Origin of the sequence: Nocardioides sp. zg-DK7169, assembly GCF_013155365.1 — a bacterium.
Taxonomy (GTDB): domain Bacteria; phylum Actinomycetota; class Actinomycetes; order Propionibacteriales; family Nocardioidaceae; genus Nocardioides.
In genome coordinates this window covers 1-26992 of sequence record NZ_JABJRA010000013.1, presented here as the reverse complement: position 1 = coordinate 26992, position 26992 = coordinate 1, and the positions used below count along the sequence as shown (strand labels likewise).

General features: G+C 74.2%; 26 protein-coding genes and 1 riboswitch. Of the genes, 18 read left to right on the top strand and 8 right to left on the bottom strand.

Translation table 11 applies throughout. The features are described from left to right. Nucleotides 1-399 precede the first annotated feature (399 nt). Complete coding sequence (locus tag HOQ23_RS17880) at nucleotides 400-1668, top strand: HNH endonuclease signature motif containing protein (protein ID WP_172216405.1); 1269 nt, start codon at nucleotides 400-402, stop codon at nucleotides 1666-1668. Nucleotides 1669-1718: 50 nt separating this feature from the next. Here HOQ23_RS17880 and HOQ23_RS17875 read toward each other — a convergent pair whose 3' ends face one another. Beyond that, nucleotides 1719-1970, bottom strand: a complete 252-nt coding sequence (locus HOQ23_RS17875) for a hypothetical protein (protein ID WP_172216403.1) — start codon at nucleotides 1968-1970, stop codon at nucleotides 1719-1721. A gap of 134 nt (nucleotides 1971-2104) precedes the next feature. On the opposite strand from HOQ23_RS17875, the gene HOQ23_RS17870 reads away from it, so the two are divergent. Beyond that, a complete protein-coding gene (locus HOQ23_RS17870; RefSeq protein ID WP_172216401.1) occupies nucleotides 2105-2659 on the top strand; it encodes a GNAT family N-acetyltransferase in 555 nt (184 codons plus the stop codon). A 59-nt stretch (nucleotides 2660-2718) separates the two neighbouring features. Here HOQ23_RS17870 and HOQ23_RS17865 read toward each other — a convergent pair whose 3' ends face one another. Together HOQ23_RS17865 and HOQ23_RS17860 are read right to left on the bottom strand one after the other, a co-directional pair. Beyond that, nucleotides 2719-3789 (bottom strand): nitronate monooxygenase family protein, encoded by a 1071-nt coding sequence (locus HOQ23_RS17865; RefSeq protein ID WP_172216399.1) that lies wholly within the window; start codon nucleotides 3787-3789, stop codon nucleotides 2719-2721. Nucleotides 3790-3856: 67 nt separating this feature from the next. After that, nucleotides 3857-4612 (bottom strand): enoyl-CoA hydratase family protein, encoded by a 756-nt coding sequence (locus HOQ23_RS17860; protein ID WP_172216388.1) that lies wholly within the window; start codon nucleotides 4610-4612, stop codon nucleotides 3857-3859. A gap of 102 nt (nucleotides 4613-4714) precedes the next feature. On the opposite strand from HOQ23_RS17860, the gene HOQ23_RS17855 reads away from it, so the two are divergent. The 4 genes from HOQ23_RS17855 (at nucleotide 4715) to HOQ23_RS17840 (ending at nucleotide 8272) form a co-directional block, all read left to right on the top strand. Beyond that, entirely contained in the window at nucleotides 4715-5620 is a 906-nt protein-coding gene (locus tag HOQ23_RS17855; RefSeq protein ID WP_172216386.1) for an SDR family oxidoreductase, read from the top strand. Beyond that, nucleotides 5617-6405 (top strand): MaoC/PaaZ C-terminal domain-containing protein, encoded by a 789-nt coding sequence (locus HOQ23_RS17850; protein WP_172216384.1) that lies wholly within the window; start codon nucleotides 5617-5619, stop codon nucleotides 6403-6405. Before HOQ23_RS17855 ends, HOQ23_RS17850 begins: the two co-directional genes overlap by 4 nt. Before the next feature lie 104 nt (nucleotides 6406-6509). After that, nucleotides 6510-7439 (top strand): NAD(P)-dependent oxidoreductase, encoded by a 930-nt coding sequence (locus HOQ23_RS17845; RefSeq protein WP_172216382.1) that lies wholly within the window; start codon nucleotides 6510-6512, stop codon nucleotides 7437-7439. Further along, nucleotides 7436-8272 (top strand): SDR family oxidoreductase, encoded by an 837-nt coding sequence (locus tag HOQ23_RS17840; RefSeq protein WP_172216380.1) that lies wholly within the window; start codon nucleotides 7436-7438, stop codon nucleotides 8270-8272. Before HOQ23_RS17845 ends, HOQ23_RS17840 begins: the two co-directional genes overlap by 4 nt. A gap of 44 nt (nucleotides 8273-8316) precedes the next feature. On the opposite strand, the gene HOQ23_RS17835 is transcribed toward HOQ23_RS17840, so the two are convergent. Then, the gene (locus HOQ23_RS17835; RefSeq protein ID WP_172216378.1) at nucleotides 8317-8922 is read right to left on the bottom strand and encodes a TetR/AcrR family transcriptional regulator; all 606 of its coding nucleotides are present in this window, start codon (nucleotides 8920-8922) and stop codon (nucleotides 8317-8319) included. Between the two features lie 123 nt (nucleotides 8923-9045). On the opposite strand from HOQ23_RS17835, the gene HOQ23_RS17830 reads away from it, so the two are divergent. Continuing rightward, complete coding sequence (locus HOQ23_RS17830; protein WP_172216376.1) at nucleotides 9046-10212, top strand: acyl-CoA dehydrogenase family protein; 1167 nt, start codon at nucleotides 9046-9048, stop codon at nucleotides 10210-10212. 27 nt (nucleotides 10213-10239) lie between these two features. Then, the gene (locus tag HOQ23_RS17825) at nucleotides 10240-11394 is read left to right on the top strand and encodes an acyl-CoA dehydrogenase family protein (protein ID WP_172216374.1); all 1155 of its coding nucleotides are present in this window, start codon (nucleotides 10240-10242) and stop codon (nucleotides 11392-11394) included. Between the two features lie 145 nt (nucleotides 11395-11539). Here the strand turns inward: HOQ23_RS17825 and ilvA are convergent, their stop codons facing one another. Then, nucleotides 11540-12808, bottom strand: a complete 1269-nt coding sequence (gene ilvA / locus HOQ23_RS17820; RefSeq protein ID WP_367650568.1) for a threonine ammonia-lyase IlvA — start codon at nucleotides 12806-12808, stop codon at nucleotides 11540-11542. A gap of 63 nt (nucleotides 12809-12871) precedes the next feature. On the opposite strand from ilvA, the gene HOQ23_RS17815 reads away from it, so the two are divergent. Beyond that, nucleotides 12872-13948: a dihydrodipicolinate reductase gene (locus HOQ23_RS17815; protein WP_172216370.1), complete on the top strand. Its 1077-nt coding sequence runs from the start codon at nucleotides 12872-12874 to the stop codon at nucleotides 13946-13948. Between the two features lie 24 nt (nucleotides 13949-13972). Here the strand turns inward: HOQ23_RS17815 and HOQ23_RS17810 are convergent, their stop codons facing one another. Beyond that, on the bottom strand, nucleotides 13973-14722 hold the full coding sequence (locus HOQ23_RS17810) for a putative protein N(5)-glutamine methyltransferase (protein WP_367650567.1): 750 nt from the start codon (nucleotides 14720-14722) through the stop codon (nucleotides 13973-13975). Between the two features lie 30 nt (nucleotides 14723-14752). On the opposite strand from HOQ23_RS17810, the gene HOQ23_RS17805 reads away from it, so the two are divergent. Next, nucleotides 14753-15976 carry an NADH:flavin oxidoreductase gene (locus HOQ23_RS17805; RefSeq protein WP_367650566.1) on the top strand — a complete coding sequence of 408 codons (1224 nt, stop codon included), beginning with the start codon at nucleotides 14753-14755 and terminating at the stop codon, nucleotides 15974-15976. Here HOQ23_RS17805 and HOQ23_RS21030 read toward each other — a convergent pair. Continuing rightward, complete coding sequence (locus HOQ23_RS21030) at nucleotides 15941-17713, bottom strand: GNAT family N-acetyltransferase (protein WP_172216366.1); 1773 nt, start codon at nucleotides 17711-17713, stop codon at nucleotides 15941-15943. The genes HOQ23_RS17805 and HOQ23_RS21030 overlap by 36 nt on opposite strands. Before the next feature lie 42 nt (nucleotides 17714-17755). Here HOQ23_RS21030 and HOQ23_RS17795 point away from each other — a divergent pair, with 42 nt between their 5' ends. From HOQ23_RS17795 to HOQ23_RS17785, 3 genes are all read left to right on the top strand, one after another. After that, a complete protein-coding gene (locus HOQ23_RS17795) occupies nucleotides 17756-18538 on the top strand; it encodes an alpha/beta fold hydrolase (RefSeq protein ID WP_172216364.1) in 783 nt (260 codons plus the stop codon). Nucleotides 18539-18607: 69 nt separating this feature from the next. Beyond that, nucleotides 18608-19447 (top strand): SDR family oxidoreductase, encoded by an 840-nt coding sequence (locus tag HOQ23_RS17790; protein ID WP_172216362.1) that lies wholly within the window; start codon nucleotides 18608-18610, stop codon nucleotides 19445-19447. A 10-nt stretch (nucleotides 19448-19457) separates the two neighbouring features. Next, a complete protein-coding gene (locus HOQ23_RS17785) occupies nucleotides 19458-20531 on the top strand; it encodes an MBL fold metallo-hydrolase (RefSeq protein WP_172216360.1) in 1074 nt (357 codons plus the stop codon). Between the two features lie 15 nt (nucleotides 20532-20546). Here the strand turns inward: HOQ23_RS17785 and HOQ23_RS17780 are convergent, their stop codons facing one another. Beyond that, nucleotides 20547-21002, bottom strand: a complete 456-nt coding sequence (locus HOQ23_RS17780; protein ID WP_172216358.1) for a GNAT family N-acetyltransferase — start codon at nucleotides 21000-21002, stop codon at nucleotides 20547-20549. Between the two features lie 100 nt (nucleotides 21003-21102). Then, nucleotides 21103-21218, top strand: a riboswitch (TPP riboswitch). On the opposite strand from HOQ23_RS17780, the gene HOQ23_RS17775 reads away from it, so the two are divergent. From HOQ23_RS17775 to HOQ23_RS17755, 5 genes are all read left to right on the top strand, one after another. Next, nucleotides 21209-22279 carry a thiamine ABC transporter substrate binding subunit gene (locus HOQ23_RS17775; RefSeq protein ID WP_172216356.1) on the top strand — a complete coding sequence of 357 codons (1071 nt, stop codon included), beginning with the start codon at nucleotides 21209-21211 and terminating at the stop codon, nucleotides 22277-22279. Its footprint overlaps the riboswitch before it by 10 nt. Before the next feature lie 10 nt (nucleotides 22280-22289). Continuing rightward, a complete protein-coding gene (locus HOQ23_RS17770; protein WP_367650565.1) occupies nucleotides 22290-23984 on the top strand; it encodes an ABC transporter permease in 1695 nt (564 codons plus the stop codon). Beyond that, nucleotides 23984-24973, top strand: a complete 990-nt coding sequence (locus tag HOQ23_RS17765) for an ABC transporter ATP-binding protein (RefSeq protein WP_172216354.1) — start codon at nucleotides 23984-23986, stop codon at nucleotides 24971-24973. Before HOQ23_RS17770 ends, HOQ23_RS17765 begins: the two co-directional genes overlap by 1 nt. 43 nt (nucleotides 24974-25016) lie before the next feature. Beyond that, nucleotides 25017-26066, top strand: coding sequence for a phosphatase PAP2 family protein (locus tag HOQ23_RS17760; protein ID WP_172216352.1), 1050 nt, complete (start codon nucleotides 25017-25019; stop codon nucleotides 26064-26066). Between the two features lie 242 nt (nucleotides 26067-26308). Continuing rightward, a partial coding sequence (locus tag HOQ23_RS17755) for a hypothetical protein (RefSeq protein WP_216654393.1) occupies nucleotides 26309-26992 on the top strand: 684 nt, incomplete at its 3' end.

The following is a 26992-nucleotide window of genomic DNA, read 5'->3' as shown; positions in this document are numbered from 1 at the left end:
ATCGAGCGGCGTCCGGCCGCGAGCACGGACGAGTAGTGCACCCAGCACCCGCCCGGCGTCGCCTCGGCGTCGAGGACGCCCCAGCCCTCCGCGTCGTACCACTCGCGGACGTGCCCGAACGTCGTCATGACGGCGAGTATCCGTTCTCACTGGGTGTGCGGTCAGCCTGTTGTCCAGGCCTGGCGTGGCCGCATGGAGGCGGTCGCACAGCGACGGGTTCAGGAGTTTCAAGAGCTGGGGGGCGAGCCTGAATTCCACGCGTCACGTGTAGACATTAACCTGTGGATAAGTTGTCCACATTCATACCTCACCAGTTTTGGCTGTGTGGCACCCATTCGAACAGAGGTATCATTGGCGTAGCGGTGAAGGACGCCGCTCCACCTTTCTCGGGAGGCGTCGATGGCCGACCTGGCTCATCCCTACGTCGCCGGTGTGGAGCGCGTGGAGGCCGAGCTGGATGAGCTCGCGGGCCTGGATCCGGGGTTCTTGTCGCTGGCCGACAAACGGCAGGCGCTGTTGTCGATGGCACGGGTGTCCTCGCGGGCGCAGGCTCTCGAGTCGCGGGTGATCGCGTGCGCCGAGGACGTGGCGGACGCCGAGGGGTTCCGAGATGCGGCCGCGTGGCTGGCTCATCGCGCGCACGCCTCGAGCACCTCGGTGCGACGCGCGCAGCGGCTCGGCCTCGCCTGCGAGCAGCGCTGGCACCGGGTCGGGGCCGCGCTGGGCGAGGGCCGAATGAGCATCGACCAGGGCCATGTCGTTGTCGCGTCCCTGGACGAGGTCTGCTGCGCCGGCCGACTGCTCGAGGCGACCGCCGCGGAGTGGGCCGACGTGCTGGTCCGCGCGGAGGCCTACCTGGTGGAACAGGCGGTCGACTTCGGGCCGCGGGCGCTGCAGCGGTTGGGTGAGCGACTGCTCGAGGTGGTGGCACCGGAGTGGGTGGACGAGTTGGAGGAGCGTCGGCTGCGTGATGCGGAGCGGGCGGCGCGCCGGCGTACGACCTTGAAGGTGCAGCGCCTCGGCGATGGGACGGCGCTCATCAAGGCGCGGGTGCCGGAGTCGGTGGCGTTGCGGTTGACCACGTTGCTGGAGTCATTCGCCAACCCGCGCCGTGAGGACGCCGAGACCGCGGAGCCCGGTGCCGATGGGCGGCGGGTGCCCTATGAGCGGCGGCTGGGTGAGGCGTTCTGCAGCTTGTTGGAGTCACTGGACCCGTCCCGGCTGCCGCTGCACGGCGGCGATGCCACCACGGTGGTGATCACGATGGATCTGGCGGCACTGGTCGAGGGACTGGGATCCGCGACGCTGGCCGATGGCTCCCGCATCACCGCGGGAGAGGCTCGGCGCCTCGCGTGCGCCGCCAACCTGGTGCCGGCCGTGCTCGACACCCGTTCGGTCCCGCTGGACCTGGGTCGCGCGACCCGGCTCTTCAGTCCGGGCCAGAGAAAAGCTCTGGCAATTCGGGACGGGGAATGCCGGGCGAGCGGCTGTTCGATTCCCGCGACGTGGTGCGAGGCGCATCATCTGCGGCCGTGGTCGGAGGGTGGGAAGACCGATCTCGAGAATGGGTTGCTGCTCTGCAGTCATCACCATCATCTGGTCCATGACGACCGTTATCTGCATGAGCGGCTGCCGAACGGCGACCTTCGGTTCGCTCGGCGGACGTAGACACGCGCGGGTCGGGGAGCCGGGGCTCGGTGCTGGGTGGGCGTGCCGAGTCAGAAGGCGCCGCCGCCCCCGCCGCCGTTGTTGAGGTCGGGGTGGTACGCCGGCCACTGCCGGGCGGGGTCCTTGCCCGCGCCGCTGCGCTTGGCCCGGGCGGTGGCCTCGGGGGTGTCCCCGTCCGCGCCGGGGCTGTTCGGGTAGGGGACCGGGGTGGCGAGGGCCTTCTTCAGCTTCTCGCTCCGGCGCCAGTCCCAGGCCAACACGCCGCTCACGACGACGCCGGTGCCGATGAGGAAACCGAGCATGTGGCTCTCCCTGGGTCTGGCGGGCCCGACGGTCCCGGCTCCGTGGTGCTCCGCACCGTAGCGCCGAACGGGGGATCGCAGAACCCTTGTTGCACGAGACGGGAGCCCGGGGCTGTCGTTCGTAGACTCGGTGCATGCCGAGCCCCTTCTTCACCCGCGACCTCGGTGCCGGCTACGTGCTCGCGCTCCTGGATGAGTCCTCGGTGCCCGCGATCCACCGGCTGGCGCTGACGAACCGCGAGCGGTTGCGCCGCTGGGAGCACTGGGCCCACGAGGAGGACCTGACCGAGGACGGCCAGCGCGCGTATGTGCGGGGGCTGCTCGCCGAGTGGGTCGAGGGTCGTGCCGTCCCGTGCGTGATCCTGGCCGGCGAGACGGTCGTCGGCGCCGCCGGCGCGCGCATCGACCACTACATCGGCACCGCCGACCTCGACTGCTGGATCGATGGCGAGCACGAGGGGCGAGGTGCGGCGTCGCGCGCGGTCAGGACGCTGATCGAGATGCTCTTCGAGGAGCGAGAGGTCGCCCGCGTGGAGATCCGCACCGACGTCGACAACGCGCGCAGCCGTGCCTTGGCGCAGCGCCTCGGCTTCACCCACGAGGGCACCCTGCGATCGGCCAAGTGGGTCGGCGAGGAGCGTCGCGACGTGGCGGTCTACGGGCTGCTCGCCGAGACCTGGGCGGCCTGAGACGACGCACGCCGGGCGCCGATGAACGGCGCCCGGCGCCGGGGATGCTCGGATGAGGCTCAGACGAGGTTGCCGGCCAGCGAGCCGAGCCGCTCGACCGCCTGGGCGATGATCCGGTCGACCAGCTCCTCGCAGCTGGGCAGGTCGTCGATCATGCCGACGACCTGGCCGGAGGCCAGCATGCCGGCCTCGGTGTCCCCGTCCACGAGTCCGGCCTTGAGCAGCATCGGGGTGTTGGCGGCCATCGTCATCTGCACCCAGGAGCGGTCGCTGCTGCGCTTCATCCGCCAGCCGTCGCCGACGAAGTCGCGCCAGCCGGCGCCGCTGAGCTTCTTGAACTCCAGCATCCGGCGGGCGGTGGGGACGGCGCGCTTGGCTGCGCTGGTCTCCTCGAGGCCCTTGACGAACGACGTACGCAGCAGGCGGTGCGGCATGCCGTCGGCCTTGGTGGTGACGACGGTGCCGTCGAGGCCGAAGGTGAGGTACTGGCGGCGGATCGCCTCGGGCACCGCGCTGTCGCTGGTGAGCAGGAAGCGGGTACCCATGCCGATGCCGACGGCGCCGTACGACAGCGCGGCGGCGAGGCCGCGGCCGTCGAAGAAGCCGCCGGCGGCGACGACGGGGATGTCGACGGCGTCCAGGACGCTCGGGAGCAGCAGGGTGGTGGGGGTCGGGCCGGTGTGGCCACCGCCCTCGCCGCCCTGGATCATCACCGCGTCGGCGCCCCACGAGGCGACCTTCTCGGCGTGGCGGGCCGCGCCGACGGAGGGCATCACGACGATGTCGTGCTCCTTGAGGCGGGCGATGAGCTCCTGCTTCGGGGCGAGGGCGAACGAGGCGACCGTCACGCCGTGGCGGATCAGCAGGTCGACGCGCTTGCCGGCGTCGCCGGCGTCGGCGCGCAGGTTCACGCCGAACGGCTTGTCGGTGCGCTCCTTGACCTCGATGATCGCCTTCTCGAGCTCCTCGTAGGTCATCGTGGCCGAGGCCAGGATGCCCAGGGCGCCGGCGTTGGCGGTCGCGGAGACCAGGCGGGGGCCGGCGACCCAGCCCATGCCGGTCTGCACGATGGGGTGGTCGACCCCGGTCAGCTCGGTGAGCGGGGTGCGCAGGCGCTGCGGCGTCGTCATGCGGGGGACACCTTCCGTGTCGTGGCGGGTGGGGATGGGGGAGCGCAGGCCGGCGAGGCCGACGCGATCAGCTGCGGGAGGCCTTGTCGGTGCCGGCGAAGTCGTCGCGCAGCTCGTCGGCGACACCGGCGAGGTTCAGCTCGTAGGTGAAGCCCTGCTCGAAACGGTAGGACTTGTTCACGTCGATCGGGTCGATGCCGTTCAGCGCCTCCTTGGCGGCGCGGATCACCCGGGTGTCCTTCGCGGCGATCTCGCGGGCGACGGCGAGCGCGGCGTCGTCGAGCTGCTCGCGGGGCACGACCTCGAGCACGGAGCCGTGCTGCACGAGCTCGGCGGCCTTGATGGTGCGCGCGGTGAAGTACAGCGAGCGCATCAGGTGCTGCGGGACCAGGCGGGCCATGTGGGTGGCCGCGCCGAGCGCGCCCTGGTTGACCTCGGGCACGCCGAAGTAGGCGTCCTCGCTGGCGACGACGATGTCGGAGTTGCCGACCAGGCCGACGCCGCCGCCGACGCAGAAGCCGTTGACCGCCGCGATGACCGGCACCGGGCACTCGTAGATCGCCTTGAACGCGGCGTAGCAGCCCCGGTTGGCGCCGAGGATCGCCTCGAAGCCGTCGGTGTGCTGCATCTCCTTGATGTCCACGCCGGCGTTGAAGCCGCGCCCCTCGGCGCGCAGCACCACGACGTGGTGGCCGGCGTTCGCCGCGTCGGTGACGGCGCTCGCGACATCGAACCACCCGGCGACGGGCAGGGCGTTCACGGGCGGGTAGCTCATCGTGACGACGGCGATGTTCGCGTCGACGATCGACGTGGAGACTGTCATGTGCGGTTCCTAACCTAGCGATTGCTTGGTACCCTAGCACCCGCTTGGTTTGGCTGGAATGCTCGAAATCGAACTAACCATGAGCAGGGAGTGACGGAACCGATGGCTGGAATCCTTCAAGGGCGGGTCGCGATCGTGACCGGGGCGGGCCGTGGGCTCGGACGCGAGCACGCGCTGGAGCTCGCGCGTCAGGGAGCGGCGGTCGTGGTCAACGACTACGGCGTCTCCCTGGCTGGTGAGGGGACCGGCGAGACCCCCGCCGAGTCCGTGGTGGCCGAGATCGTCGCCGCGGGAGGCCAGGCGGTGGCGAACCCCGCCGACGTCGCGGACTTCCAGCAGGCGGCCGACATGGTCCAGCAGGCGATCGACACCTTCGGCGGTCTCGACATCCTGGTCAACAACGCCGGTTTCGTGCGTGACCGGATGCTCGTGAACACCTCCGAGGAGGAGTGGGACGCCGTCATCCGGGTCCACCTCAAGGGCCACTTCGCGCCGCTGCGCCACGCCGGCGCCTACTGGCGCGCCGAGGGCAAGGCCGGGCGCACCCGTGCCGCCCGCGTCATCAACACCTCCTCCGGCGCCGGCCTGCAGGGCAGCATCGGGCAGACGACGTACTCGGCCGCGAAGGCCGGCATCGCCGCGATGACCCTGGTCGCCGCCGCCGAGATGGGCCGCTACGGCGTGACCGTCAACGCGATCGCGCCGTCCGCGCGCACCCGCATGACCGAGGGTCCCTTCGCGGACAAGATGGCCGCCCCCGAGGGCGGCTTCGACGTCATGCACCCGGGCAACGTCTCGCCGGTCGTCGCCTGGCTGGCCAGCGAGGAGGCCGCCGACGTCACCGGTCGCGTGATCGAGGTCGAGGGCGGCCGGATCTGCGTGGAGGAGGGTTGGCGCCACGGCCCGGCCACCGACCTGGGCTCGCGCTGGGAGGCCGGCGCCGTCGGCGCCGAGCTGCGCTCGCTGCTCGGCAAGGCGCAGACCCCCGAGCCCGTGTACGGCGCATGAGCGGCGCCGGCGACTGGAAGGGCCGCCACCTCGGCGACCGCACCGTCGGCTGGACCGACCGCGACCCGATCCTGTTCGCGCTCGCCGTGGGCGCCCGCCCCGACCAGCTGGACCTGGTCTTCGAGGACCGGCTGCGGGTGCTGCCGCCCTTCGCGCTGACCCTCGCGCAGTGGGCCCCCGACGTGCTCGGCTCCGCCGGGGCGTTCCACGTCGGCACCGCCGTGCACGGCTCGCAGCGCCTCGAGGTGCTCGCGCCGCTGCCGGCGGCCGGTGAGCTGACCATGTCGGCGCGGGTCGGCGAGGTCTGGGACAAGGGCGGCGCCGCGGTGTTCGAGGTGACGGTGGAGAGCGACTGCTTCGTCGCGACCTGGTCGATCTTCGCCCCCGGCTGCGGCGGCTTCGGCGGCGATCGGGGCCCGAGCCGGCCCGCGGCGCGCACCGACGCCCCCACCTGGGGCCGCGACCTGCCGCTGGCCGAGAACGCCGCGGTGCTCTACCGGCTGCTCGGCGACCGGCACCACATCCACGTCGACCCCGAGGCCGCGGCGGGCATCGGGCAGCCGCGCCCGATCCTGCACGGGCTGGCCACCCTGGCCGCCTCCACGCTGGTCGCGGCCGACCGGGCCGGCGCGCACCCCGCCGACCTGACCCGCCTCGAGGGCCGCTTCGCGGCACCCGTCTTCCCCGGCGAGACCCTCGCGGTCTCCGGCTGGGACGACGGCGCCTTCGAGGTCGCCTCCGAGCGCGGAGCCGTCATCGACGGCGGCCTCGCGGTGTTTGCCTGAGGCTCGCTCGAGGGCGCGCCTGAGCTCGGCCGGCGGTCGCACGATCGCCGGCCGAGCCTCCACCCCGCGCCGTACCGGCCGGGACCCCCACGTTGAGGAGTGGCATGAAGACATTGGTGATCGGTGGCGCCGGCATGATCGGCAGCCACGTGGCGACCCTGCTGACGGCGCGCGGCCACGAGGTGACCGTGGGCGGCCGCTCGGCGCCGGAGCCGGGCTCGATGGTGGAGTCCCTGCCCTTCGTGGTGGGCGACTACGGCGACGGCGGGTTCACCGAGGCCGAGCTCGAGGGCTTCGACGCGGTGGTCTTCGCCGCCGGCCAGGACGTGCGCCACGTGGGTCCCGAGGGCGGCGACGAGGAGTTCTGGTCGCGCTACCAGAGCGACGGCGTCCCGCTGCTGATGCAGCGCGCCAAGAAGGCCGGCGTACGGCGTGCGGTGCAGGTCGGCAGCTACTACCACATGGTGCGCCCCGACCTGATCGACACGAACCCCTACGTGCGGGCCCGCCAGCTCGCCGACGACCGCTCGCGCGAGCTCGCCGACGCCGACTTCAACGTCTCCACGCTCAACCCGCCGTCCATCGTCGGGATGATCCCCGGCGTCGCGGTGCGCCGCTTCGCCAAGCAGCTGGCCTGGGGCCGCGGCGAGCTGACCGCGAAGGTGCCCGACCACGCTCCCGCGGGCGGCACCAACTACATGTCGGTGCGCTCGCTGGCCGAGGCCGTCGGCGGGGCGCTGGAGCGTGCCGAGCCCGGCGCGGCGTACCTCATCGGCGACGTCAACCTGAGCTACCGCGACTACTTCCAGATCATCTTCGACCTCAGCGGGGGCGGGCGGGTGCTCGAGGAGCGCGACGAGCCGCACCCGTTCCTGCCGGACTCGATGATCGTGCCGGGCCGCGGCGCGGTGATCGCCTACGAGCCGGACCCGCAGGTCGTGGCGCTGCTGGGCTACCGCTGCGACGACGTGCGCCCGATGCTCGCCGAGATGGCCGCGGCCGTGGAGTCAGGCGCCGGGAACGCCGCGCGATGACGACGGCCGGGGCACCGCGGCGTACCGCCCTGGTGACCGGCGCCAGCCGCGGCATCGGCAAGCAGGTGGCGCTCGCGCTGGCCCGAGCGGGCTTCGACGTCGCCTTCACCGCACGGACCGTGCGCGAGGGCGAGGGCGTCGTGCCGCCGCGCACCCAGCGCGAGGGGGACCGAGCGATCGCGGTGCCCGGCAGCCTGGACAGCACCGCCGCGGAGGTGGCGGCGCTCGGGGTGCGCGCGCTGCCGGTGCCGATGGACCTCACCGACCTGGCCAGCGTGCGGGCCACGGCCCGCGCCGTGCTGGAGGCCTGGGGTCGCATCGACGTGCTCGTCAACAACGCGATCCTGCACGTGCCGCACGCGCGGCTGCTCGAGCTCGACCTCGAGGACCTCGGTCGCAGCCTCACCGCCAACCACGTGCACCAGCTCGCGCTGGTGCAGGAGGTGGTGCCGGCGATGGTCGCGCAGGGCGGCGGCACGGTCGTCGACCTGTGGTCCGGCTCGATCCGCAACGACCCGCCCGCGCCGCCCGGCGAGGGCGGCTGGGGTCTGGCCTACTCCTCCGCCAAGGCCGCCTTCGGGCGGATCGCCGGCGCGATCAACGCGGAGTACCGGGAGGCCGGGGTGCGCGCGTTCAACGTCGACCCGGGGTTCGTGGTGACCGAGGCGGCTGCGGCCCGCGGCGGCACCGACCGGATCGCGGCGCACGGGGTGGACACCGTGGCCGAGGACGCCGCCGGTCGGGTGATCGCCTGGCTGGCCACCAGCCCGGCGGCCGATGCCCACCTGGGGACGGTGGTCCGCGCCGCGCGGGTGGTCGAGCAGCTCGGCTGAGCTCCCGGCCGCAGGCTCAGGGCCGCAGTCTCAGGGCAGCAGTCTCAGGGCAGCAGGCGCCGGGTGGCGTCCTCGAGGACGTCGCCCGCCTCGCCGGCGTCGCGCCCGGCCGCGACGCTCGTCATCGCGCCGAGGAAGAGCATCGAGAGGATCCGCGACGCGGACTCGATGGCCTCCTCGTCGTGTCCGGCGGTGTCGCCCGCGCGCAGGGTCGCACCGATCCAGGCGGCCTTCTCGGGGCCGAAGCCGGCCTGCCCCTCGATCGTGAGCAGGGTCGGCGCGCTGGCGAGGTAGGCGCGGTAGAGCGCCTGGTAGAGCAGCGGCTTGGCGGCCGCCTCGCGCAGGATCCGGCGGAAGACCAGGGTGAGCCGGTCGGCGGGGCTGCGCCCGGCCGGGGTCCGCTCGCGGACGTCGGCGGTGGAGCGGGCGCCCAGTGCGAGCAGTGCCTCGGTCAGCAGCTCGTCCTTGGAGCTCACGTGCTGGTACGCCGTCGGCACGGACACCCCCGCATGCGCGGCGACCGCGCGGATGCCCACCGCGTCGTACCCGCCCTCGGTGGCGAGGTCGATCGCGGCCTCGATGAGGCGCTCCCGGGTCGCGGCTCGCGCGGGGGAGAGCACCCGGCGTACGACCTGTCCCCGCTGCTCCATGGGCGGGAGTCTAAGGGGCGGTTGAGACGCGTGTCATCCTGCTGAGTAGATAAATGGTTGACACGTGTCTATCGCAGCGTCAGTATCGGGGGACCGAGCCGTTCGCACCCCAGGAGGAGTCCCATGGACCTGCGCGAGACCCCGGCGCAGACCGAGCTGCGCCGCGAGTTGCGGGCGTACTTCGCCCAGCTGCTCCCCGCCGACGAGCGCCGCGAGGTCGGCGAGGCCGGCGCCGGCGGCCCGCGCTTCCGCGAGGTGGTCCGGATGCTCGGCCGCGACGGCTGGCTGGGCGTCGGCTGGCCCACCGAGTACGGCGGGCGCGGTCTGGGCGCCGAGGAGCAGTTCATCTTCTACGACGAGGTGCAGCGCGCCGGCGTGCCGTTCCCCCTGGTCACGATCAACACCGTCGGCCCGACGCTGATGGCGTTCGGCACCGAGGAGCAGAAGGCGAAGTACCTGCCGGGCATGCTCACCGGCGACATCGTCTTCGCGATCGGCTACACCGAGCCCGAGGCCGGCACCGACCTCGCCTCGGTGCGCACCCGCGCGCTGCGCGACGACGCGACCGGCGAGTGGGTCGTCGACGGGCAGAAGATCTTCACCACCGGCGGCAACACCGCCGACTACGTGTGGCTGGCCTGCCGCACCGACCCCGAGGCGCCCAAGCACCGCGGCATCTCGATCCTGATCACGCCGTGCGACGACCCGGGCTACACCTGGAGCCCGATCCGCGCGGTCGGCGGGATGAGCGTCACCGCGACGTACTACTCCGGCATCCGGGTCCCCGACACCGAGGTGGTGGGCGAGGTCAACGGCGGCTGGCGCCTGATCACCGCCCAGCTCAACCACGAGCGCGTGGCGCTGGCCGCCCTCGGCGGCCGGATGATCCAGCTCTGGGAGGACGTCTGGGGCTGGGCGCAGGACAACGGCCTCAGCGAGGTCGCGTGGGTGCGCTCGGAGATGGCGCGCACCTGGGCCCGGCTCGAGGCGATGCGCCTGATGAACTGGCGGATGACCGCCGCGGTCGAGGACGGCACCCTCAGTGGCGCCACCGCCGGCGCGGCCAAGGCCTACGGCACCGAGACCCACATCGACGTCCAGCGCACCCTGAGCCAGGTGCTCGGCGCGGCCGGCCGGGTGCGTCCCGGGCAGCCCGCGGCCGTGCTCTCCGGCCAGGTCGAGCAGCTCTCGCGCCAAGGCATCGTGAACACCTTCGGCGGCGGGGTCAACGAGGTGCTGCGCGACATGGTCGCCATGCAGGGCCTCGGCATGCCGCGCGCGAAGCGCTGAGACCCGGACCAGGACAGGAGCACAGACATGGACTTCAACCTCGACGAGGACCTGGCCACCGTGGCCGAGCTGGCGAGCACCGTGTTCGCCGGCAAGGCGAGCACGGACCGCGTCCGCGAGATCGAGACCGCCCCGACGCGCGTCGACGAGGAGCTCTGGGCCGCGCTGGCCGAGACCGGCCTGCTCGGCATCGCGCTGCCCGAGGAGCACGGCGGCGCGGGCATGGGCCCGTGGGCGCTCGCGCTGCTGCTCGAGGAGCAGGGCCGCACCGTCGCCCCGGTCCCGCTGTGGGCCGCCGGCGTGGCGGCGCTCGCGATCGCCGAGCACGGCACCGAGGAGCAGCGCAAGCGCCTGCTCCCCGGGTTCTGCGAGGGCGCGTCGCGCCTCACCGTCGCCCTGGAGGAGTACGCCGGGGACCCGGCCGCGCCCGCGTGTGCCGCCACTCCCGGCGCTGGCGGCGCTGACGGCAGCTGGACGCTGACCGGCACCAAGGCCGTCGTGCCCAGCGTGCAGGGCGCCGAGGCCGTGCTGGTCTCGGCCGCGACGCCGCAGGGCCCGGGGCTGTTCCTGGTGCCGCTCGACGGCGCCGGCGTCGGCATCGAGCTGTCCGCGGTCACCTCCCACGACCTGGCCGCCGAGCTCACCCTCGACGGCGCGGTCGCCGAGCCGGTCGGGACCCCCGGGGGGACGGCGCTGGCCGACCTGCTGCGCCTGACCCGCGTGGCGCTGGCTGCGGTCCAGCTGGGTGTCGCGCAGGGCGCGATGCACCTCGCCGCGTCGTACCTCTCCGAGCGCGAGCAGTTCGGCCGACCGCTCGGCACCTTCCAGGCGGTGCAGCACCAGCTCGCCGACTGCTGGATCGACGTCGACGCGATGCGCGTGACGCTGTGGCAGGCGCTCTCGGACCTGGGTGACCTCGCCGAGGCGACCGGGCCGGCCGGGGGAGGCGGCGACGACGCGGTGCGGATGCTCGCCGACCGCTCCGCGATGGTGGCCACCTGGTGGCGCACCCAGGCCGGCCTCGACGTCGTGCACCGGGTGCAGCACCTGCACGGCGGGATCGGCGTGGACGTGGACTACCCCGTGCACCGGTTCTTCCTGTGGGGCAAGCAGCTCTCCACCACCCTCGGCGGCTCCAGCGCCGCGCTCGGCGACCTGGGCGCCCTGCTGCCCACCCGCTGAGGCACGCCCCGGCCCCGTCGTACCGTGCGGACGGCGGGGCCGGTTCCGCGCCACGAGCGCCGACTCGGCGCGCCACGAGCGCCGACTCGGCGCGCCACGAGCGCCGACTCGGCGCGCCACAAGAGCCGAGTCGGCGGGTCGCGGGCTACTGGACGAAGCGGAAGAGCGGGCTGTCGGGCTCGACGACCTCGAAGCGGATCGGGGAGCGCTCCATGCGGGCGAGCAGGCCGGCGAGGTCGGCGGCGTGCTGGAGCTCGATGCCGACGAGCGCCGGACCGGTCTCGCGGTTGGAGCGCTTGACGTACTCGAACAGCGTGATGTCGTCGTCGGGGCCGAGCACCTCGTCGAGGAAACGGCGCAGCGCGCCGGGCTCCTGGGGGAACTCCACCAGGAAGTAGTGCTTGAGGCCCTCGTAGACCAGCGCCCGCTCGACGACCTCGGCGTAGCGCGAGACGTCGTTGTTGCCGCCCGAGACGATGACCACGACCGTCGAGCCGGGCTCGAGGCGCACGCCGCCGTCGGACTCGGAAAGTCGCAGCGTGGCCGAGGAGAGCGCGCCGGCGGGCTCGGCGATGATCCCGTCGGACTGGTAGAGGTCGAGCATCTCGACCGCCACGAGCCCTTCGGGCACTCGGACCAGCTCCGGGCCGATCTGCCGCACGACCTCGAACGTCCACTCACCGGAGCGGCGCACCGCGGCGCCGTCGACGAAGCCGTCCAGGCCCGCCGCGTCCAGCTCGACCGGCTCGCCGGCCGCCAGCGCCGCGGCGACGCAGGCCGCGGCGGCGGGCTCGGCGCCGATGACGCGGACGCCGGGGGCGCGGTCGGCCAGGTAGGTCAGCATGCCGGCCAGCAGCCCGCCGCCGCCGACCGGGACGACGACCGCGTCCGGTTCGCCGCCGAGCTGCTCGAGGATCTCGCGGGCGACGGTGCCCTGCCCGGCGATGGTGCGCGGGTCGTCGAAGGCGGGGACCTGGGTCGCCCCCGTCGCCTCGGCGTACGCCGCGCTGGCCGCGGCGGCGTCGTCGTAGCTGTCGCCGACGATCACGATCTCGACGTGGCTGCCGCCGAGCACCTTGATCCGCTCGCGCTTCTGGCGCGGCGTGGTGCGGGGCAGGTGCACGCGGGCGTGGACGCCGGCGCGGGCGCACGCGAGGGCGACGCCCTGGGCGTGGTTGCCGGCGCTGGCACAGGTGACGCCGCGGGCGCGCGCCTCGTCGGAGAGCTGCTCGATGAGGTTGTAGGCGCCACGCAGCTTGTAGGAGCGGACCGGCTGGAGGTCCTCGCGCTTGAGCCAGACCTCGAGGCCGAGCAGCGCGGACAGCCGGGCGCTGTGCTGGAGAGGGGTGCGGGTGACCACGCCGGCGATGCGGGTCGCGGCCTGGTCGACGTCGGATGCGGTGGGGAGGTCCACGGGCCCCAGCCTCTCACCCGGCACCGTTGACACGCGCACGCGGTGCTGACTGACTGAGCGCCCATGGGACAGCAGCGCCGCCTCCGTGTCGTGCAGTGGGCCACCGGCGGCGTCGGCCGCGCCGCCATCCAGGGGGTGCTCGCCCATCCCGAGCTGGAGCTGGCCGGCGCCTGGGTGCACAGCCCGGACAAGGCCGGGCGCGACGTCGGCGAGCTCGCCGGGCTGGACCCGGTCGGCGTGACGGCGGTGGCCACGCTCGAGGAGGTGCTCGCGATCGGGGCCGACTGCGTCGTCTACGCCCCGCTGGTCCCCGACGAGGCGGAGGTCGCCGCGCTGCTGCGCTCGGGGGCCGACGTCGTCACCCCGGTCGGCTGGGTCTACCCCGACCCCGCGCGCACCGGCACCCTGCGCGAGGCCTGCGCCGCGGGCGGCAGCACCCTGCACGGCACCGGCATCCACCCCGGCGGCATCACCGAGCGGTTCCCGCTGATGCTCTCCGCCGTCACCGGGTCGGTCACCCACGTGCGCGCCGAGGAGTTCAGCGACATCCGCACCTACGACGCCCCCGACGTGGTGCGCCACGTGATGGGCTTCGGCGGCACCGTCGAGGAGGCCGAGTCCAGCCCGATGGCCAAGCTGCTCGGCGGCGGCTTCAAGTCCTCGGTGCGCATGGTCGTGGCGGAGCTCGGCTTCCGCGCCGACGAGGTCCGCACGACGGTGGAGAACGCCGTCGCGACCGCGCCGATCGACAGCCCGATCGGCAGGATCGACCCCGGTCGGGTCGCGGGACGCCGGTTCCGCTGGGAGGCCGTGGTCGACGGCGAGCCGGTCGTCACCGCCGCGGTCAACTGGCTGATGGGGGAGGAGCACCTCGAGGGCCCCGACGGACCCTGGGGCTTCGGGCCCGAGGGCGAGCGCTTCGAGATCGAGGTCTCCGGCGACCCCGCGGTGCGGATGACCCTGCACGGGCTCCAGCCCGAGTCGGTGGCCGCGGGCCTGGTCCGCAACCCCGGCGTGGTCTCCACGGCCCACCACTGCGTCAGCGCGATCCCCTACGTCTGCGCCGCGGAGCCCGGCATCCGCACCTACCTCGACCTCCCGCTGATCGCGGGGCGCGCGGCGCCGCACCTGGCCCGCTGAGCGCGGAGTGCCGAGCCGCCCGGGTCAGTCCGGCAGGCGGCCCTCGGCGACCACCGCGCCCAGCGCGTCGTCGGTGCGCACCTGGGTGGTCAGCCCGGCGGCGGTGAGCAGCGCGGCGGTGCGCGGCGCCTGCGCGGTGCTCGTCTCCAGCAGCACCCGGCCCCCGGGCGCGAGCCAGGCCGGTGCGCCCCCGGCGACGCGCCGGTGCAGGTCGAGCCCGTCGGGGCCGCCGTCCAGGGCGGTGCGCGGCTCGTGCAGGCGCGCCTCCGGCGGCATCAGCCCGATCTGGTCGCTCGGCACGTACGGCGCGTTCACCGCGAGCAGGTCGACTCGGCCGCGCAGGGCGTCGGGGAGGGCGGCGTACAGGTCCCCGTGGTGGACCCGCTGCGCCGGCAGGTTGCGCCGGGCGCAGGCCACCGCGACCGGGTCGAGGTCGGCGGCGTGCACCACCGCGGCGGGCACCCGGCGCGCGATCGCCGCGCCGAGGGCGCCCGAGCCGCAGCACAGGTCCACCACGAGCGCGCCCGTCGGCAGCCCCGCGGCGCCGAGACGCGCGACGTACGACGTGCGACGGCGGGGGACGAACACGCCCGGGTCGAGTGCCACGTGGACCCCGTCGAACTCGGTCCAGCCGACCACGGTCTCCAGCGGGCGCCCGGCCAGCCGCTCGGCCAGCATCCGCTCCAGCGCGGCGTCGTCACCGGCGGCGGCCTCCCGCAGGACGGCGGCCTCCTCCTCGGCGTACACGCATCCGGCCGCGCGGAGCCTCTCCACCAGCACTAGAACACGTTATCGTTCACGATCGTGAGTGCTCCCGACGTCTTCGCACCGGCCACCCTGGGGCCGGTCACCCTCCGCAACCGTACGGTCAAGGCGGCGACCTTCGAGGGGCGTACGCCCCACGGCCAGGTCACCGACGAGCTGATCGACTACCACCTCGCCCCGGCGCGCGGGGGGATCGGGCTGACGACCGTCGCCTACCTCGCCGTCGCCCCCGAGGGGCGCACCCACCACGAGCAGATCGTGGTCGGGCCGGACACGCTGGCCGGCCTGAGGAGGCTGACCGACGCGGTCCACGAGACCGGCGCCGCGATCGCCGCCCAGGTCGGCCACGCCGGCCCGGTCGCCAACGGGCGCTCCAACAAGGTGCACGCGATCGCCGCGAGCCCGATGCCCAGCCCGCTGTCGATGCAGATGGTGCGCGCGGCCAGCGAGGCCGACCTGACCCGGGTCACGGGGGCGTACGTCACCGCCGCGCGGACCCTGGTGCGCGCCGGGTTCGACGTCCTCGAGCTGCACATGGCGCACAGCTACCTGATCTCCTCCTTCCTCGCGCCCGGGCTGAACCGCCGCAAGGACCGCTGGGGCGGCATGCTGGAGAATCGCGCCCGGCTCGCGCGCCAGGTGGCCCGCGCGGTGCGCGAGGAGGTCGGCGACGAGGTCGCGGTCACCGCCAAGCTCAGCCTCTCCGACGGCTTCAAGGGCGGGGTCACCCTGGACACGGGGCTGGAGGTCGCGCAGCTGCTGGAGTCCGACGGCACCCTGGATGCGATGCAGCTCAGCGGCGGCAGCTCGCTGATGAACCCGATGTACCTGTTCCGCGGCGACGTCCCGCTCCGGGAGTTCGCCGCGACGATGCCGCTGCCGGTGCGCCTGGGCATGCAGACGCCGGTCGGGCGCGCGTTCCTCAAGCAGATCCCGTTCCAGGAGGCCTACTTCCTGGACAAGGCGCTGCGCTTCCGCGAGGCGCTGTCCACGCCGCTGATGCTGCTCGGCGGGATCAACCGCCGCGACACGATGCAGCGCGCGATGGAGCTGGGCTTCGAGTACGTCGCGATGGGCCGCGCGGTCCTGCGCGAGCCCGACCTGGTCAACCGGATCCAAGCCGGGGACGCCGCCGCGGGCATCTGCATCCACTGCAACCAGTGCATGCCCACGATCTACGCGCCGGGCGGCACCCGCTGCACGGTCCGCGACCCCGGGGCGCCGGGCTCACAGCTCTCTCTTGAACCCCACGTGGCTGGGTAGGTAACCCATCCGCTCGTAGAAGCGCCGGGCGCCGTCGCGCTCGGCGTCGCTCGTCAGCTGGGCCAGGGTCGCCCCGCGGGCGCGGCCGTGGTCGTGGGCCCACTCGAGCATCGCGGTGCCGAGCCCGAGCCCCTGCGCCGTGGCGCCCACCCGCACGCCCTCGACCTGCAGCCGGGTAGCGCCGGAGCGCGACAGGCCCGGCACGATGCTGAGCTGCATGGTGGCGACCACCGCGTCCTCGTCGTCGCGGACCACCGCGAGGTACTGCGCGGGGTCGCGCGCGATCGCGTCGAAGGCCGCCTCGTAGTCCACCGGGTCGCCGCTCTCGCGGGTGGCGCCGATCGGGTCGTCGGCCAGCAGCGCGACCAGTGCCGCGACGTCGCCGCGCCCGGCTCGCTGCACCCGGAACCGGCGCCCGGAGACCCGCAGCACCCCGCCCACCGACTCCCGGGCCCGGCTGCGCAGCTCGGCGACGAGGCGGTCCAGCCACCGCCCGACGTTGCGGCGGGCCTCGTCGGTGTCGGGGTAGCGGCAGCGCAGGTGCAGGCCCGACTCGTCCAGGACGAACCACAGCATCACGCCGTCGGTGAGGATCGACGCCCCGACGTACTGCGCCTCGAGGCCCTTCGCGTCCACCCGGACCGGCAGTCGGCGCAGGTCGAGCCAGGAGATCGCGAACATGCCGGGTGCCTCCGGCATCCCGCCCCAGGGGGCGAGCACGTCCTCCAGCGGCCACGAGCCGAGCGAGACCGCCTCCTTGACCGCCGCGGCGGCGGCCTTCGGGTGCGGGTCCTCGCAGGTGAGGACGGAGTTGGTGATGAACCAGCCGACCGAGTCGTGCCAGGTCGGGTCGTAGCGGCTGTGCACCGGGAACACCGCGCGCAGCGGCTCATCAGCGAGCACCCGGGTCACCTGGGTCATCGCCGAGACCACCAGGCCCAGCGTGGAGACGCCGGTCTCGGCGGCCGACACCCCGAACGCGGCCGCGTCGTCGACGTCGAGGACGTCGCGCACCTCGACCCGCTCGCGCTGGGGCCCCTCGCCCTCACCCAGCGACATCGGGAACCGCGGCATCACCCCGCCGCCGGCCTCGAGCACCTCGGCCCAGCGGCGGCGTATCTCCTGCGGGGCCCGGGGGCCGGCCCGCAGCGCCGCGGTGTGCTCGGCGAACGGCGGGGCGTCCGGCCAGCCCGCGAAGGGCTCCGTGCCGCGCCGGCGGGCGTCGAGTGCGGCGAGCAGGTCGCGGGCGACCACCAGCATCGACCACATGTCGACGTGGGAGTGGTCGGCGCCGACGACCACCGTGGGGCCGTCGGCGGTCTCCAGCAGGCAGAGCCGGTGCGCCGGGGCGGCGTACGGCGTGCAGGCGGCGTCCAGCACCTCGCGCAGTGCGTCGTTGACCGCCTGGCCGGGGGCGATCGGGTGCTCCACCCATCGGCCCTGCCCGAGCCTCGCCGCGTGCAGGTGCGGGCCGTCGGGGCCGGCGGAGAAGACCGAGCGCAGGGTCCCGTGTCGGTGCAGGACCGCACGCCAGGCGGCCTCCACGTCGGCGAGGTCGCGCGGGCCGGGCAGGCGGAAGGAGAGCGCCATCCACGAGCCGGCGCGGTCGCCCTCGCCGACGTGCCGGCGCTGGTCGAAGGAGATCGGCAGCGCGCGTGGCTGCGGTTCGACGCCGAGGTCGTAACCCAGAAGGCGGCCGAACGGGAGTCTCAGGTGCGCCACGTTCGTCAGCCGCATGGCCGTACTCTAGGGGCCCGTCCCCAGCCAGGAGCCGCCGCGTTGCCCACCTTCACCGTCCCCGGCGCCGCGCTGGACTGGGAGCTCAGCGACGAGGGCGGCGAGCCCGTGGTCCAGCTGCACGGGCTGACCTCGAGCCGGTACCGCGACCGGCTGCTCGACCTCGACCTCGGTGTCGGGCTGAGCGGCACCCGGTTGCTGCGCTACGACGCCCGCGGGCACGGCCGCTCCACCGGGCGCGCGGTGCCGGAGGACTACCGCTGGGAGGTGCTCGCCGACGACCTGCTGCGGATCCTCGAGGAGGTGTTCCCGGGCGAGCCGGTGCACGGTGTCGGCCCCTCGATGGGCTGCGCCACGCTGCTGCACGCGATCACCCGCGAGCCGCAGCGCTTCTCCGCGCTGACGCTGGTGGTGCCGCCGACGGCCTGGGAGACCCGGGTCGCGAAGGCGGCCGACTACCGCGCCGCCGCCGAGCTGGTGGAGCGCGAGGGGATGGTGGCGTTCGTCGAGGCCGGCCGCGCCGCACCGCGGCCGCCCGCCACCGTGGACGCGCCGGAGACGGTGCCGGACGTGCGCGCGGACCTGCTGCCCTCGCTGCTGCGGGGCGCCGCGCTGAGCGACCTGCCGGCGCCGGAGGCGGTCGCGGAGGTCGGCGTACCGACGACGGTGCTGGCGTGGACCGAGGACCCGTCGCACCCGCTGGAGACCGCGGAGCGGATCGCGTCGCTGGTCGCCGGGAGCGAGCTGGTCGTGGCGGCCACGCCGGCCCAGGCGGGGGAGTGGCCGCGCCGGCTGCACGAGCAGATCGTCGCCGTCCGCGGCTGAGCCGGGCCGCTCGGAGGCATTGGGCGAGAGCCGGGACGGCGAGTGATCTGCGCCACTAGGGTGCCCGGCATGAGCATCCTGGACCGTTTCGCGGTCACCGACCAGGTCGCGATCGTCACCGGCGCCGGGCGCGGCCTGGGCGCCGCCACGGCCGTCGCCCTCGCCGAGGCCGGGGCCGACGTGCTGATCTCCGCGCGCACCGAGAGCCAGCTCGACGAGGTCGCCGCGGCGGTTCGCGCCACCGGGCGCCGCTGCGTCGTCGTGGCCGCCGACCTCAGCGACCTCGACGCCGTGGCCGGGCTCGCGCAGACGGCGTACGACGAGCTGGGCCGCCTCGACACGGTCGTCAACAACGTCGGCGGCACCTTCCCGCGCGGATTCCTGGAGACCAGCGAGCGGTTCCTGGAGGACGCCTTCCGGTTCAACGTCGCCACCGCGCACGCCCTCAGCCGGGCGGCGGTGCCGCTGATGCTGCGCTCCGGCGAGCCCGGTGGCCCCAGCGAGCGCCACGGGCAGCAGTCGATCGTGACCATCTCCTCGATGCTGGGGCGCACCGCCGGACGCGGCTACCTCGCCTACGGCACCGCCAAGGCCGCGCTCGCGCACTGGACCCGGCTGGCCGCCACCGACCTCGCGCCGCGGGTGCGGGTCAACGGGATCTTCGTGGGTTCGATCCACACCAGCGCCCTGGACTACGTCGCCGGCCAGCCCGAGCTGATGGAGCAGCTGGAGACCCGGACGCCGCTGGGCCGGGTCGGCGACCCCGAGGACATCGCGGCGGCGGTGCTCTACCTCGCCTCGCGCGCCGGGCAGTACGTCACCGGCAAGCTCCTCGAGGTCGACGGCGGCATCCAGGAGCCGAACCTGGATCTGGGACTGCCCGACCTGGAATCGACGGGACTCTCCTAGGGTGCGGAACGTGACCTCCTCCTCCACCCCCACCGCCCGTGCGATCTCCCCGGACTCCGGGACCCACTGGTCCGCCGAGGGGGCGTGGCGCGTCGCGGACGGGATCCACCGGATCCCGCTGCCCCTGCCGATGGACGGGCTCAAGGCCGTCAACGTGTACGTCGTGGAGAGCGGCGACGGCCTCACCCTCATCGACGGCGGCTGGGCGATCCCGGTCGCGCGCGAGTTGCTCGAGCGGTGCCTGCGCGAGGTCGGCTACGGCTTCGGCGACATCAGCCGGTTCCTGGTGACCCACGTGCACCGCGACCACTACACGATGGCCTCGGTGCTGGGTGCCGAGCACGGTGCGCACGTGTCGCTCGGCGCCGGGGAGAAGCCGGCGCTGGACCTGCTGAACGACCCCGACCTCGAGGAGAGCCCCTTCCTCGCCGTGCTCAGGACCGCCGGGGCGCAGGACATCGCCGAGGAGTGGAACGTCGGGGACGGCGAGCGGCCCGACCTCGACCTGGGCCTGTGGCGCTACCCCGACACCTGGCTCGACGGCGACCACGACATCGACCTCGGCACCCGCAGCGTCCGCGCCGTCCACACGCCCGGGCACACGCCCGGGCACTTCGTGTTCGCCGAGACCGGCGCCGGGATGCTGTTCGCCGGCGACCACGTGCTGCCCACGATCACCCCGTCCATCGGCTTCACGGTGCCGCCCGCGGACCAGCCGTTGGGGGACTTCATGGCCTCCCTCGCCAAGGTCCGCGCGCTGCCGGACCTGCAGCTGCTGCCCGCGCACGGCCCGGTCGCGCCGTCCACCCATGCCCGGGTGGACGAGCTGCTCGAGCACCACGAGGAGCGCCTCGCCGCGAGCCTGGCCGCGCTCGCGACCGGCCCGCGCACCGCGCGCCAGGTCGCCGCCGAGCTGCCCTGGACCCGCCACGAGCACCAGTTCGAGACCCTCGACGGCTTCAGCCGGGGGATGGCCGCCATGGAGACCAAGGCGCACCTCGACCTGCTCGTCGCCCGCGGCCAGGCCACCGCGACCGTCTCCGAGGACCCCGACGGCGTCCGCTTCACCGCCGTGCCCTCCTGACCCGCCGAGTCGCGGTCAGGTGGCGGGCGGGGGCTCGCGGCGCATGGGGGTGTGGGGGATGTCGTCCTCGAGGAACTCCGGGCCGCTGACGGCGAAGCCGAAGGTGGCGTACCAGCCGGCGAGCGGGGACTGGGCGTCCAGGACGCAGGGTCGGTCGCCGACCTCCTCGAGCGCGGCGCGCATCAGCCCGTCGGCGAGGCCGCGACCGCGGACCTCCGGGGTGAGCACCACCCGCCCGATCCGGGCGTGGGCGCCGTCGTCGAGCAGGCGCAGGTAGCCGACGAGGCGCCCGGTCGCGCCGGGGCCCTCCTCGAGCAGCAGCACGTGCCGGGTCCCGGGCTCGAGGTCGCGGCCGTCGAGGTCGGGGTAGGGGCACTCCTGCTCGACCACGAAGACGTCCTGGCGCAGACGCCACACGGCGTACGCCGTGCGCGGGTCGAGGTCGTCGATGCCGAACGAGCGGATCTCCACGCCTTCGAGTCTCACACAGACGCCCGCCCGTCCGGCCGGGGCTCCGCACCGCTCGCCGGACCGTCCACGCGGCCGGGACGCGGACCGGGCTAGGGTGGCGGCGAGAAGACAGGGGAGCACGTCCCGACCGGGAGCGTGCTGAGAGTGCGGACCAGCCGCAGACCCTCCGAACCTGCTCCGGTTAACACCGGCGAAGGGAGTCACCGATGGTGCTGTCCACCCATGCCCGCTCGGCCGTCCTCACGGGACTGGCCGTCCTCGCGACCTCCGTGCTCGGCGGCTGCTCGCTGACCGGGTCCTCCTCCGAGGACGAGGCGTCCGCGGGGAACGACCCGGTCGTGCTCGTCACGCACGACTCCTTCAGCCTGCCCGACGAGCTCGTGTCCGACTTCGAGGAGCGCACCGGGCTGAGCCTGGAGGTCCGCCCCTCCGGCGACGCGGGCACGCTCACCAACAAGCTCGTCCTCACCAAGGACGACCCCACCGGCGACGTCGCGTTCGGCGTCGACAACACGTTCGCCTCGCGCGCGCTGGCCGAGGGCGTCTTCGCCTCCTACGCCCCCGAGCTGCCGGAGGGCGCCGAGGCCCACGAGCTGCCCGGCGACGAGGACGACCTGCTCACCCCGGTCGACACCGGCGCGGTCTGCCTCAACGTCGACGACACCTGGTACGCCGAGCGCGACCAGGCCCCGCCGCGCACCCTCGAGGACCTGACCAGGCCGGCCTACCGCGACCAGCTGGTGCTGCCCGGCGCCGCCACCAGCTCGCCGGGGATGGCCTTCCTGCTGACCACGATCGCGCGCTTCGGCGAGGAGTGGCCCGACTACTGGCGTGAGCTGCTGGGCAACGGCGCCCGGCTGACCGGCGGCTGGTCGGACGCCTACCAGGCGGAGTTCACCCAGGGCGGCGGCAAGGGCGACCGGCCGATCGTGCTGTCCTACGACTCCTCGCCGGCGTTCACGGTCTCCGGCGGCACGTCCTCGACCAGCGCGCTGCTCGACACCTGCTTCGAGCAGGTGGAGTACGCCGGGGTGCTGGCCGGCGCGGACAACCCCGAGGGGGCCGAGCAGGTCGTCGACTTCCTGCTCAGCGACGAGGTGCAGGCCGCGCTGCCCGAGAGCATGTACGTCTTCCCGGTCTCCTCCCAGGTCGAGCTCCCCGCCGCCTGGGCGAAGCACGCGCCGCGCCCGGAGCAGACCTGGGAGGTCGACCCGGCGGACATCGACGCGAACCGCGACGACTGGCTGCGGGACTGGAACGACCTCGTCTCCCGCTGAGGTGGGCGTCGTGCGTGTCCCGAGCGGCCCGGGCGCCCCGCGGGGCCGGCAAGCCCCGCGGGGCCGCGCCGGCCTCGGTCGGCTGCTGACCCTCGCGGCGCTGGCCGTCGTGCCGGTGCTGGCCCTCGGGCTGTTCTTCGTGGTGCCGGTCAGCGGCATGCTGGCGCGCGGCCTGGTCGTGGACGGCGTCGTCGACCCCGGGGCGGTGCTGGAGGTGCTCGGGCGCCCGCGGGTGCACCGGGTGCTCTGGTTCACCGCGTGGTCGGCGAGCGCCGCGACCGCCCTCGCGGTGCTGCTCGGCCTCCCCGCGGCGTACGTCCTGTACCGCCTCGACCTCCCGCTGCGCCGGCTCCTGCGGGCGCTGCTGCTGGTGCCGTTCGTGCTGCCGACGGTGGTCGTGGGCGTGGCGTTCAAGCAGCTGCTCCGCGAGAGCGGGCCGCTCGGCTTCCTCGGCCTGGAGGAGAGCGCGGTCGCGATCGTGCTCGGTCTGGCGTTCTTCAACGTCTCGGTGGTGATCCGGGTCGTCGGCGGGGCCTGGGAGTCCCTCGACCCGCGCCCCGGTGAGGCCGCGGCGGCGCTGGGCGCCAGCCCGCGCCAGGTGTTCCGCACCGTCACCCTGCCCGCGCTGCGCCCGGCGATCGTCTCGGCGGCCAGCGTCGTCTTCCTGTTCTGCGCCTCCGGCTTCGGGGTGGTGCTCACCCTCGGCGGGCTGCGCTGGTCGACGGTGGAGACGGAGATCTACCTGCTCACCACCAACCTGCTCGACCTCCAGGCGGCGGCGGCGCTGTCGATCCTCCAGCTGGTGGTCGTGAGCGTGCTGCTCGCGCTCTCGGCCCGGCTGCGCGCGGTGCCCGGCGGCGCGTCGCGCGTCGTCGCCCGTCCGCGCCCGGTCCGGCGCGGCGACTGGCCGTGGCTCGGCGCCACCGCCGTGCTGCTGGTGTACGTCGGGGCGCCGATCGCCACCTTGGTCGCCGGCTCGCTGCGCGTGGACGGCGCCTGGAGCCTGGGCAACTACCGTGCGCTGGGGACCGCCGGGTCCGAGCAGGCGCTGCTGGTGCCGGTCACCGAGGCACTGGCCAACTCGGTGCGGGTCGCGGTCGACGCCACCTGGATGGCGCTGCTCCTGGGCGGGCTGGTCGCCCTGGTGGTGACCCGCCGCTCGCGAGGCCGCGCGGAGCGGCGCGTGCGCGGCGCCCTGGACGCCTTCTTCATGCTGCCGCTGGGCGTCTCGGCGGTGACCGTCGGCTTCGGCTTCCTGGTGACCCTCGGGCGCGGGCCGGTCGACCTGCGCGACTCGGCGCTGCTGGTGCCGATCGCCCAGGCACTGGTCGCGCTGCCGCTGGTGGTGCGCACGCTGGCGCCGGTGCTCGCGGGCATCGACGACCGGCAGCGCCAGGCCGCCGCCTCGCTCGGCGCCGGGCCGCTGCGCACCCTGGTCACCGTCGACCTGCCCGTCGTGTGGAAGCCGCTGCTCGCCGCGGCCGGCTTCGCCTTCGCGGTCTCGCTGGGGGAGTTCGGTGCGACCTCCTTCCTGGCCCGCGAGGACCGGCCCACGGTGCCGGTCGTGATCTTCCGCCTCATCGGCCACCCGGGTGCGATGAACTACGGCATGGCCCTCGCCGCCTCCGTCGTCCTGGCCGCCACCACCGCCCTGGTGATGCTGGCCGTCGAACGGCTGCGCGTGGGCTCGGTAGGAGCGTTCTAGTGCTGTCCCTGCGTGAGGTCTCCATCTCCTACGACGGCGTGCCCGCCGTGGAGGAGGTGTCCCTCGACCTGCCCGACGGCCAGGTCCTGGCCGTGCTCGGCCCCTCCGGGAGCGGCAAGTCGACGCTGCTGCGCGCCGTCGCCGGCCTCGAGGACGTCACCGGCGGCGCGGTGGTCTGGGACGGCCGCGACCTGGCCGGTGTGCCCACCCACCGGCGCGGTTTCGCGCTGATGTTCCAAGACGGCCAGCTCTTCCACCACCTCAGCGTCGCGCGCAACGTCGGCTACGCGCTGCGGCTGCGCCGGGTCCCGCGCGCCCAGGCGGCCCGCCGGGTCGAGGAGCTGCTCGAGCTCGTCGGCCTGAGCGGGTACGGCGAGCGGCTCCCCGGCACCCTCTCGGGCGGCGAGCGGCAACGGGTCGCGCTGGCCCGCTCGCTGGCCGTCGAGCCGCGGCTGCTGCTGCTCGACGAGCCGCTCTCCGCCCTCGACGCCGGCCTGCGCGAGCGGCTGGCCGGCGACCTGCGCGAGATCCTGCGCGCCGCCGGCACCACGGCGCTGCTGGTCACCCACGACCACGAGGAGGCCTTCGCGGTCGCCGACCGGCTGGCGGTGCTGCGCGAGGGCCGCCTGGTCCAGGAGGGCGCGATCGGCCAGGTCTGGCGCTCGCCCGCGGACACCGCCACCGCGCTCTTCCTCGGCTACGCCCGGGTGCTCACCGGGCCGGCGGCGGCGCTGGTGGTCGAGGCCGCAGGCCTGCCGGACGCGCCCGCGCTCGCCGTACGCCGCTCCGCGCTGAGCGTCGACCCCGCCGGTGCGCTCGCCGGCACCGTGCGCGCCGCCCGCGACACCCCGGGGCAGGTGCGTCTCGTCGTCGACGTCGCGGGCGTGGGCGAGGTCGACGCGGTGGCCGGTCTGGAGCGGCCCCCCGCTCCGGGGGAGGCGGTGCGCCTGCGTGTCGACCCGGGCCGGGTCGCGGCGATCCCCGGCTGAGCCGGACGGGCCGCCATGGGGCGGTGTCTCCTAGACTGCGGGCGTGTATCGCCGCTCCTATCTCCTGCTCGTCGTGATCGCCGTCTTCATGGGCGCCTGGGCGGTGGTCACCGCGGTGTCACTGGACCGGCCGCTCATCGACCCCGAGGGCAGCTTCCTGGGACCCTCCTGGCTGCGGCTGCCGCTGCTGCTCGGCGGCGCGCTCCTGCTCGACCTGCTGCCGCGCACGGTGTGGGTCTCCAAGGGCAAGCCCGCCCAGATGCCCGCGATCTTCCGCGAGCGCTGGCGCACCCACTGGACCCGCGAGCGGCTCACCCTGGTGGGCGTCGGCATCGTGTGCTTCTACGTGATCTACGTCTGCTACCGCAACCTGAAGTCGTTCCTGCCCGAGGTCAACCCGGCGATGTACGACCGCGAGCTGCACATGCTGGACCGCGTGCTGTTCTTCGGCCACGAGCCCGGGCCGGTCCTCCACGAGGTGCTCGGCACCTTCTTCACGGCGCACTTCCTGTCCACGATCTACCTGTGGTTCATCCCGCTGGTCGCGATCCTCGTGACCGTGTGGCTGGTGTGGTCACGCAACATCTCCTTCGGGTGGTGGTTCGTGACCTCCCAGGGCATCATCTGGGCGCTCGGCACGGTCACCTACTACCTGCTGCCCACCATCGGGCCGGGCCTGGAGTACCCGTTCCTCTACACCGACCTGACCCGCACCGGCACGACCGACCTGATGATCTCGCTGGTCAACGCGCGCCAGGGCGTGCGGTGGGGGACCGGCGAGGCCCAGGGCGTCGCCGGCTTCGCCAGCCTGCACACCGGCGTCACGCTGCTGTGGGCGCTGATGATCCAGTACACGGTGCGCAACAAGGCGCTGCGGATCATCGCCTGGGTGAACTTCGCGGTCACGGTCGTGGCCACCATCTACTTCGGCTGGCACTACGTCGCCGACGTCGCCGGCGGCATCGTGATCGCGCTGGTCGCCTTCTGGGTGGGCGGGCTCGCGACCGGCCAGCGCTTCGAGCGCGGTGGGCTGCGCCCGAACGTGGTCACCTCCGCACCCTCCTCCGCGGTCCCCGCCTCCTCCTCCCACTGAGCAGGGCCACCTCGCCGCCCCCGGCCCGTCAGCACGACGGGACCGGGGGCGTCGTGCGTCTGGGACGCCGAGGCGTGAATGACAAGCATGTAATTCGTCAAGGCGACACGCCGCCCGGTTCGGAAAAAGTCAACGAAGATGTGGCGCTTGTGACCAAAGTTGTCTAGCGTGACGGCTGAGACGCCCCGGACGGAGAGGAAGACGCCCGGGGTGTCGCGTTGTCGGCCGGCGAGAGGCAGCTTGTGCGCACCACGATCCGTCCCCAGGGGCGCCGCAGGCTGCTCGGACCGGTGGCCGTGTCCCTTGCGCTCGCCTGCCTCGCCGTGCCGGGCTCCTCACCCCTCGCCGTCGCCGACGAGGCGACCCCGTCGCGCCCCGGCGCGCCGGAGGTCAGCCGCGAGCAGGTCGACCGGGCGCAGGCCGCCGTACGCGACCGGGTCGGCGACCTCGCCGCCACCCGCGCGCAGCTCGCGCTGGCCGACGCCCGGCTGCGCAGCGCGGCGGATGCGGCCGCGCAGGCGTCCGAGGCCTACAACGGCGCGCGCTGGGCCGCGGGAGAGGCACGGCGCGAGCTGCGCGAGGCGCGGCGCCAGGCCGGGCAGGCCGAGGCCCTCAGCGAGCGCCAGCGCCGCGTGTACGCCGACGCGCTGGTCTCCTCCTACCAGCTCGCCCCCGAGCTGAGCGCCCTCGCGGCGCTCACGGAGTCCGACGGCATCGCCTCGGTGCTCGAGACCACCACCGTGGTCCGCAACGCCCAGGAGGCGCTCGACCAGCGCGCCGAGGCCTACGCCGCCACGGCCACGGTCGCCGAGGTCAGCGCCGGGCGCGCCGCGGAGGCCGAGGACCGCGCCAGCGCCAGCGCCGAGCAGGCCCGCGCGGCCCGCGATGCCGCCGCCGGCGCCGCCCGGGCCGCCGCCGAGGAGGCG

Coding starts and splice junctions, on each gene's coding strand:
- HOQ23_RS21030 (WP_172216366.1), bottom strand. CDS start 17,713: ATGCGGCTGACGAACGTGGCGCACCTGAGACTCCCGTTCGGCCGCCTT.
- HOQ23_RS17860 (WP_172216388.1), bottom strand. CDS start 4,612: ATGACAGTCTCCACGTCGATCGTCGACGCGAACATCGCCGTCGTCACG.
- HOQ23_RS17835 (WP_172216378.1), bottom strand. CDS start 8,922: ATGGAGCAGCGGGGACAGGTCGTACGCCGGGTGCTCTCCCCCGCGCGA.
- HOQ23_RS17880 (WP_172216405.1), top strand. CDS start 400: ATGGCCGACCTGGCTCATCCCTACGTCGCCGGTGTGGAGCGCGTGGAG.
- HOQ23_RS17790 (WP_172216362.1), top strand. CDS start 18,608: ATGAGCATCCTGGACCGTTTCGCGGTCACCGACCAGGTCGCGATCGTC.
- HOQ23_RS17870 (WP_172216401.1), top strand. CDS start 2,105: ATGCCGAGCCCCTTCTTCACCCGCGACCTCGGTGCCGGCTACGTGCTC.
- HOQ23_RS17865 (WP_172216399.1), bottom strand. CDS start 3,789: ATGACGACGCCGCAGCGCCTGCGCACCCCGCTCACCGAGCTGACCGGG.
- HOQ23_RS17830 (WP_172216376.1), top strand. CDS start 9,046: ATGGACCTGCGCGAGACCCCGGCGCAGACCGAGCTGCGCCGCGAGTTG.
- HOQ23_RS17840 (WP_172216380.1), top strand. CDS start 7,436: ATGACGACGGCCGGGGCACCGCGGCGTACCGCCCTGGTGACCGGCGCC.
- HOQ23_RS17815 (WP_172216370.1), top strand. CDS start 12,872: ATGGGACAGCAGCGCCGCCTCCGTGTCGTGCAGTGGGCCACCGGCGGC.
- HOQ23_RS17875 (WP_172216403.1), bottom strand. CDS start 1,970: ATGCTCGGTTTCCTCATCGGCACCGGCGTCGTCGTGAGCGGCGTGTTG.
- HOQ23_RS17825 (WP_172216374.1), top strand. CDS start 10,240: ATGGACTTCAACCTCGACGAGGACCTGGCCACCGTGGCCGAGCTGGCG.
- HOQ23_RS17845 (WP_172216382.1), top strand. CDS start 6,510: ATGAAGACATTGGTGATCGGTGGCGCCGGCATGATCGGCAGCCACGTG.
- HOQ23_RS17850 (WP_172216384.1), top strand. CDS start 5,617: ATGAGCGGCGCCGGCGACTGGAAGGGCCGCCACCTCGGCGACCGCACC.
- HOQ23_RS17775 (WP_172216356.1), top strand. CDS start 21,209: ATGGTGCTGTCCACCCATGCCCGCTCGGCCGTCCTCACGGGACTGGCC.
- HOQ23_RS17855 (WP_172216386.1), top strand. CDS start 4,715: ATGGCTGGAATCCTTCAAGGGCGGGTCGCGATCGTGACCGGGGCGGGC.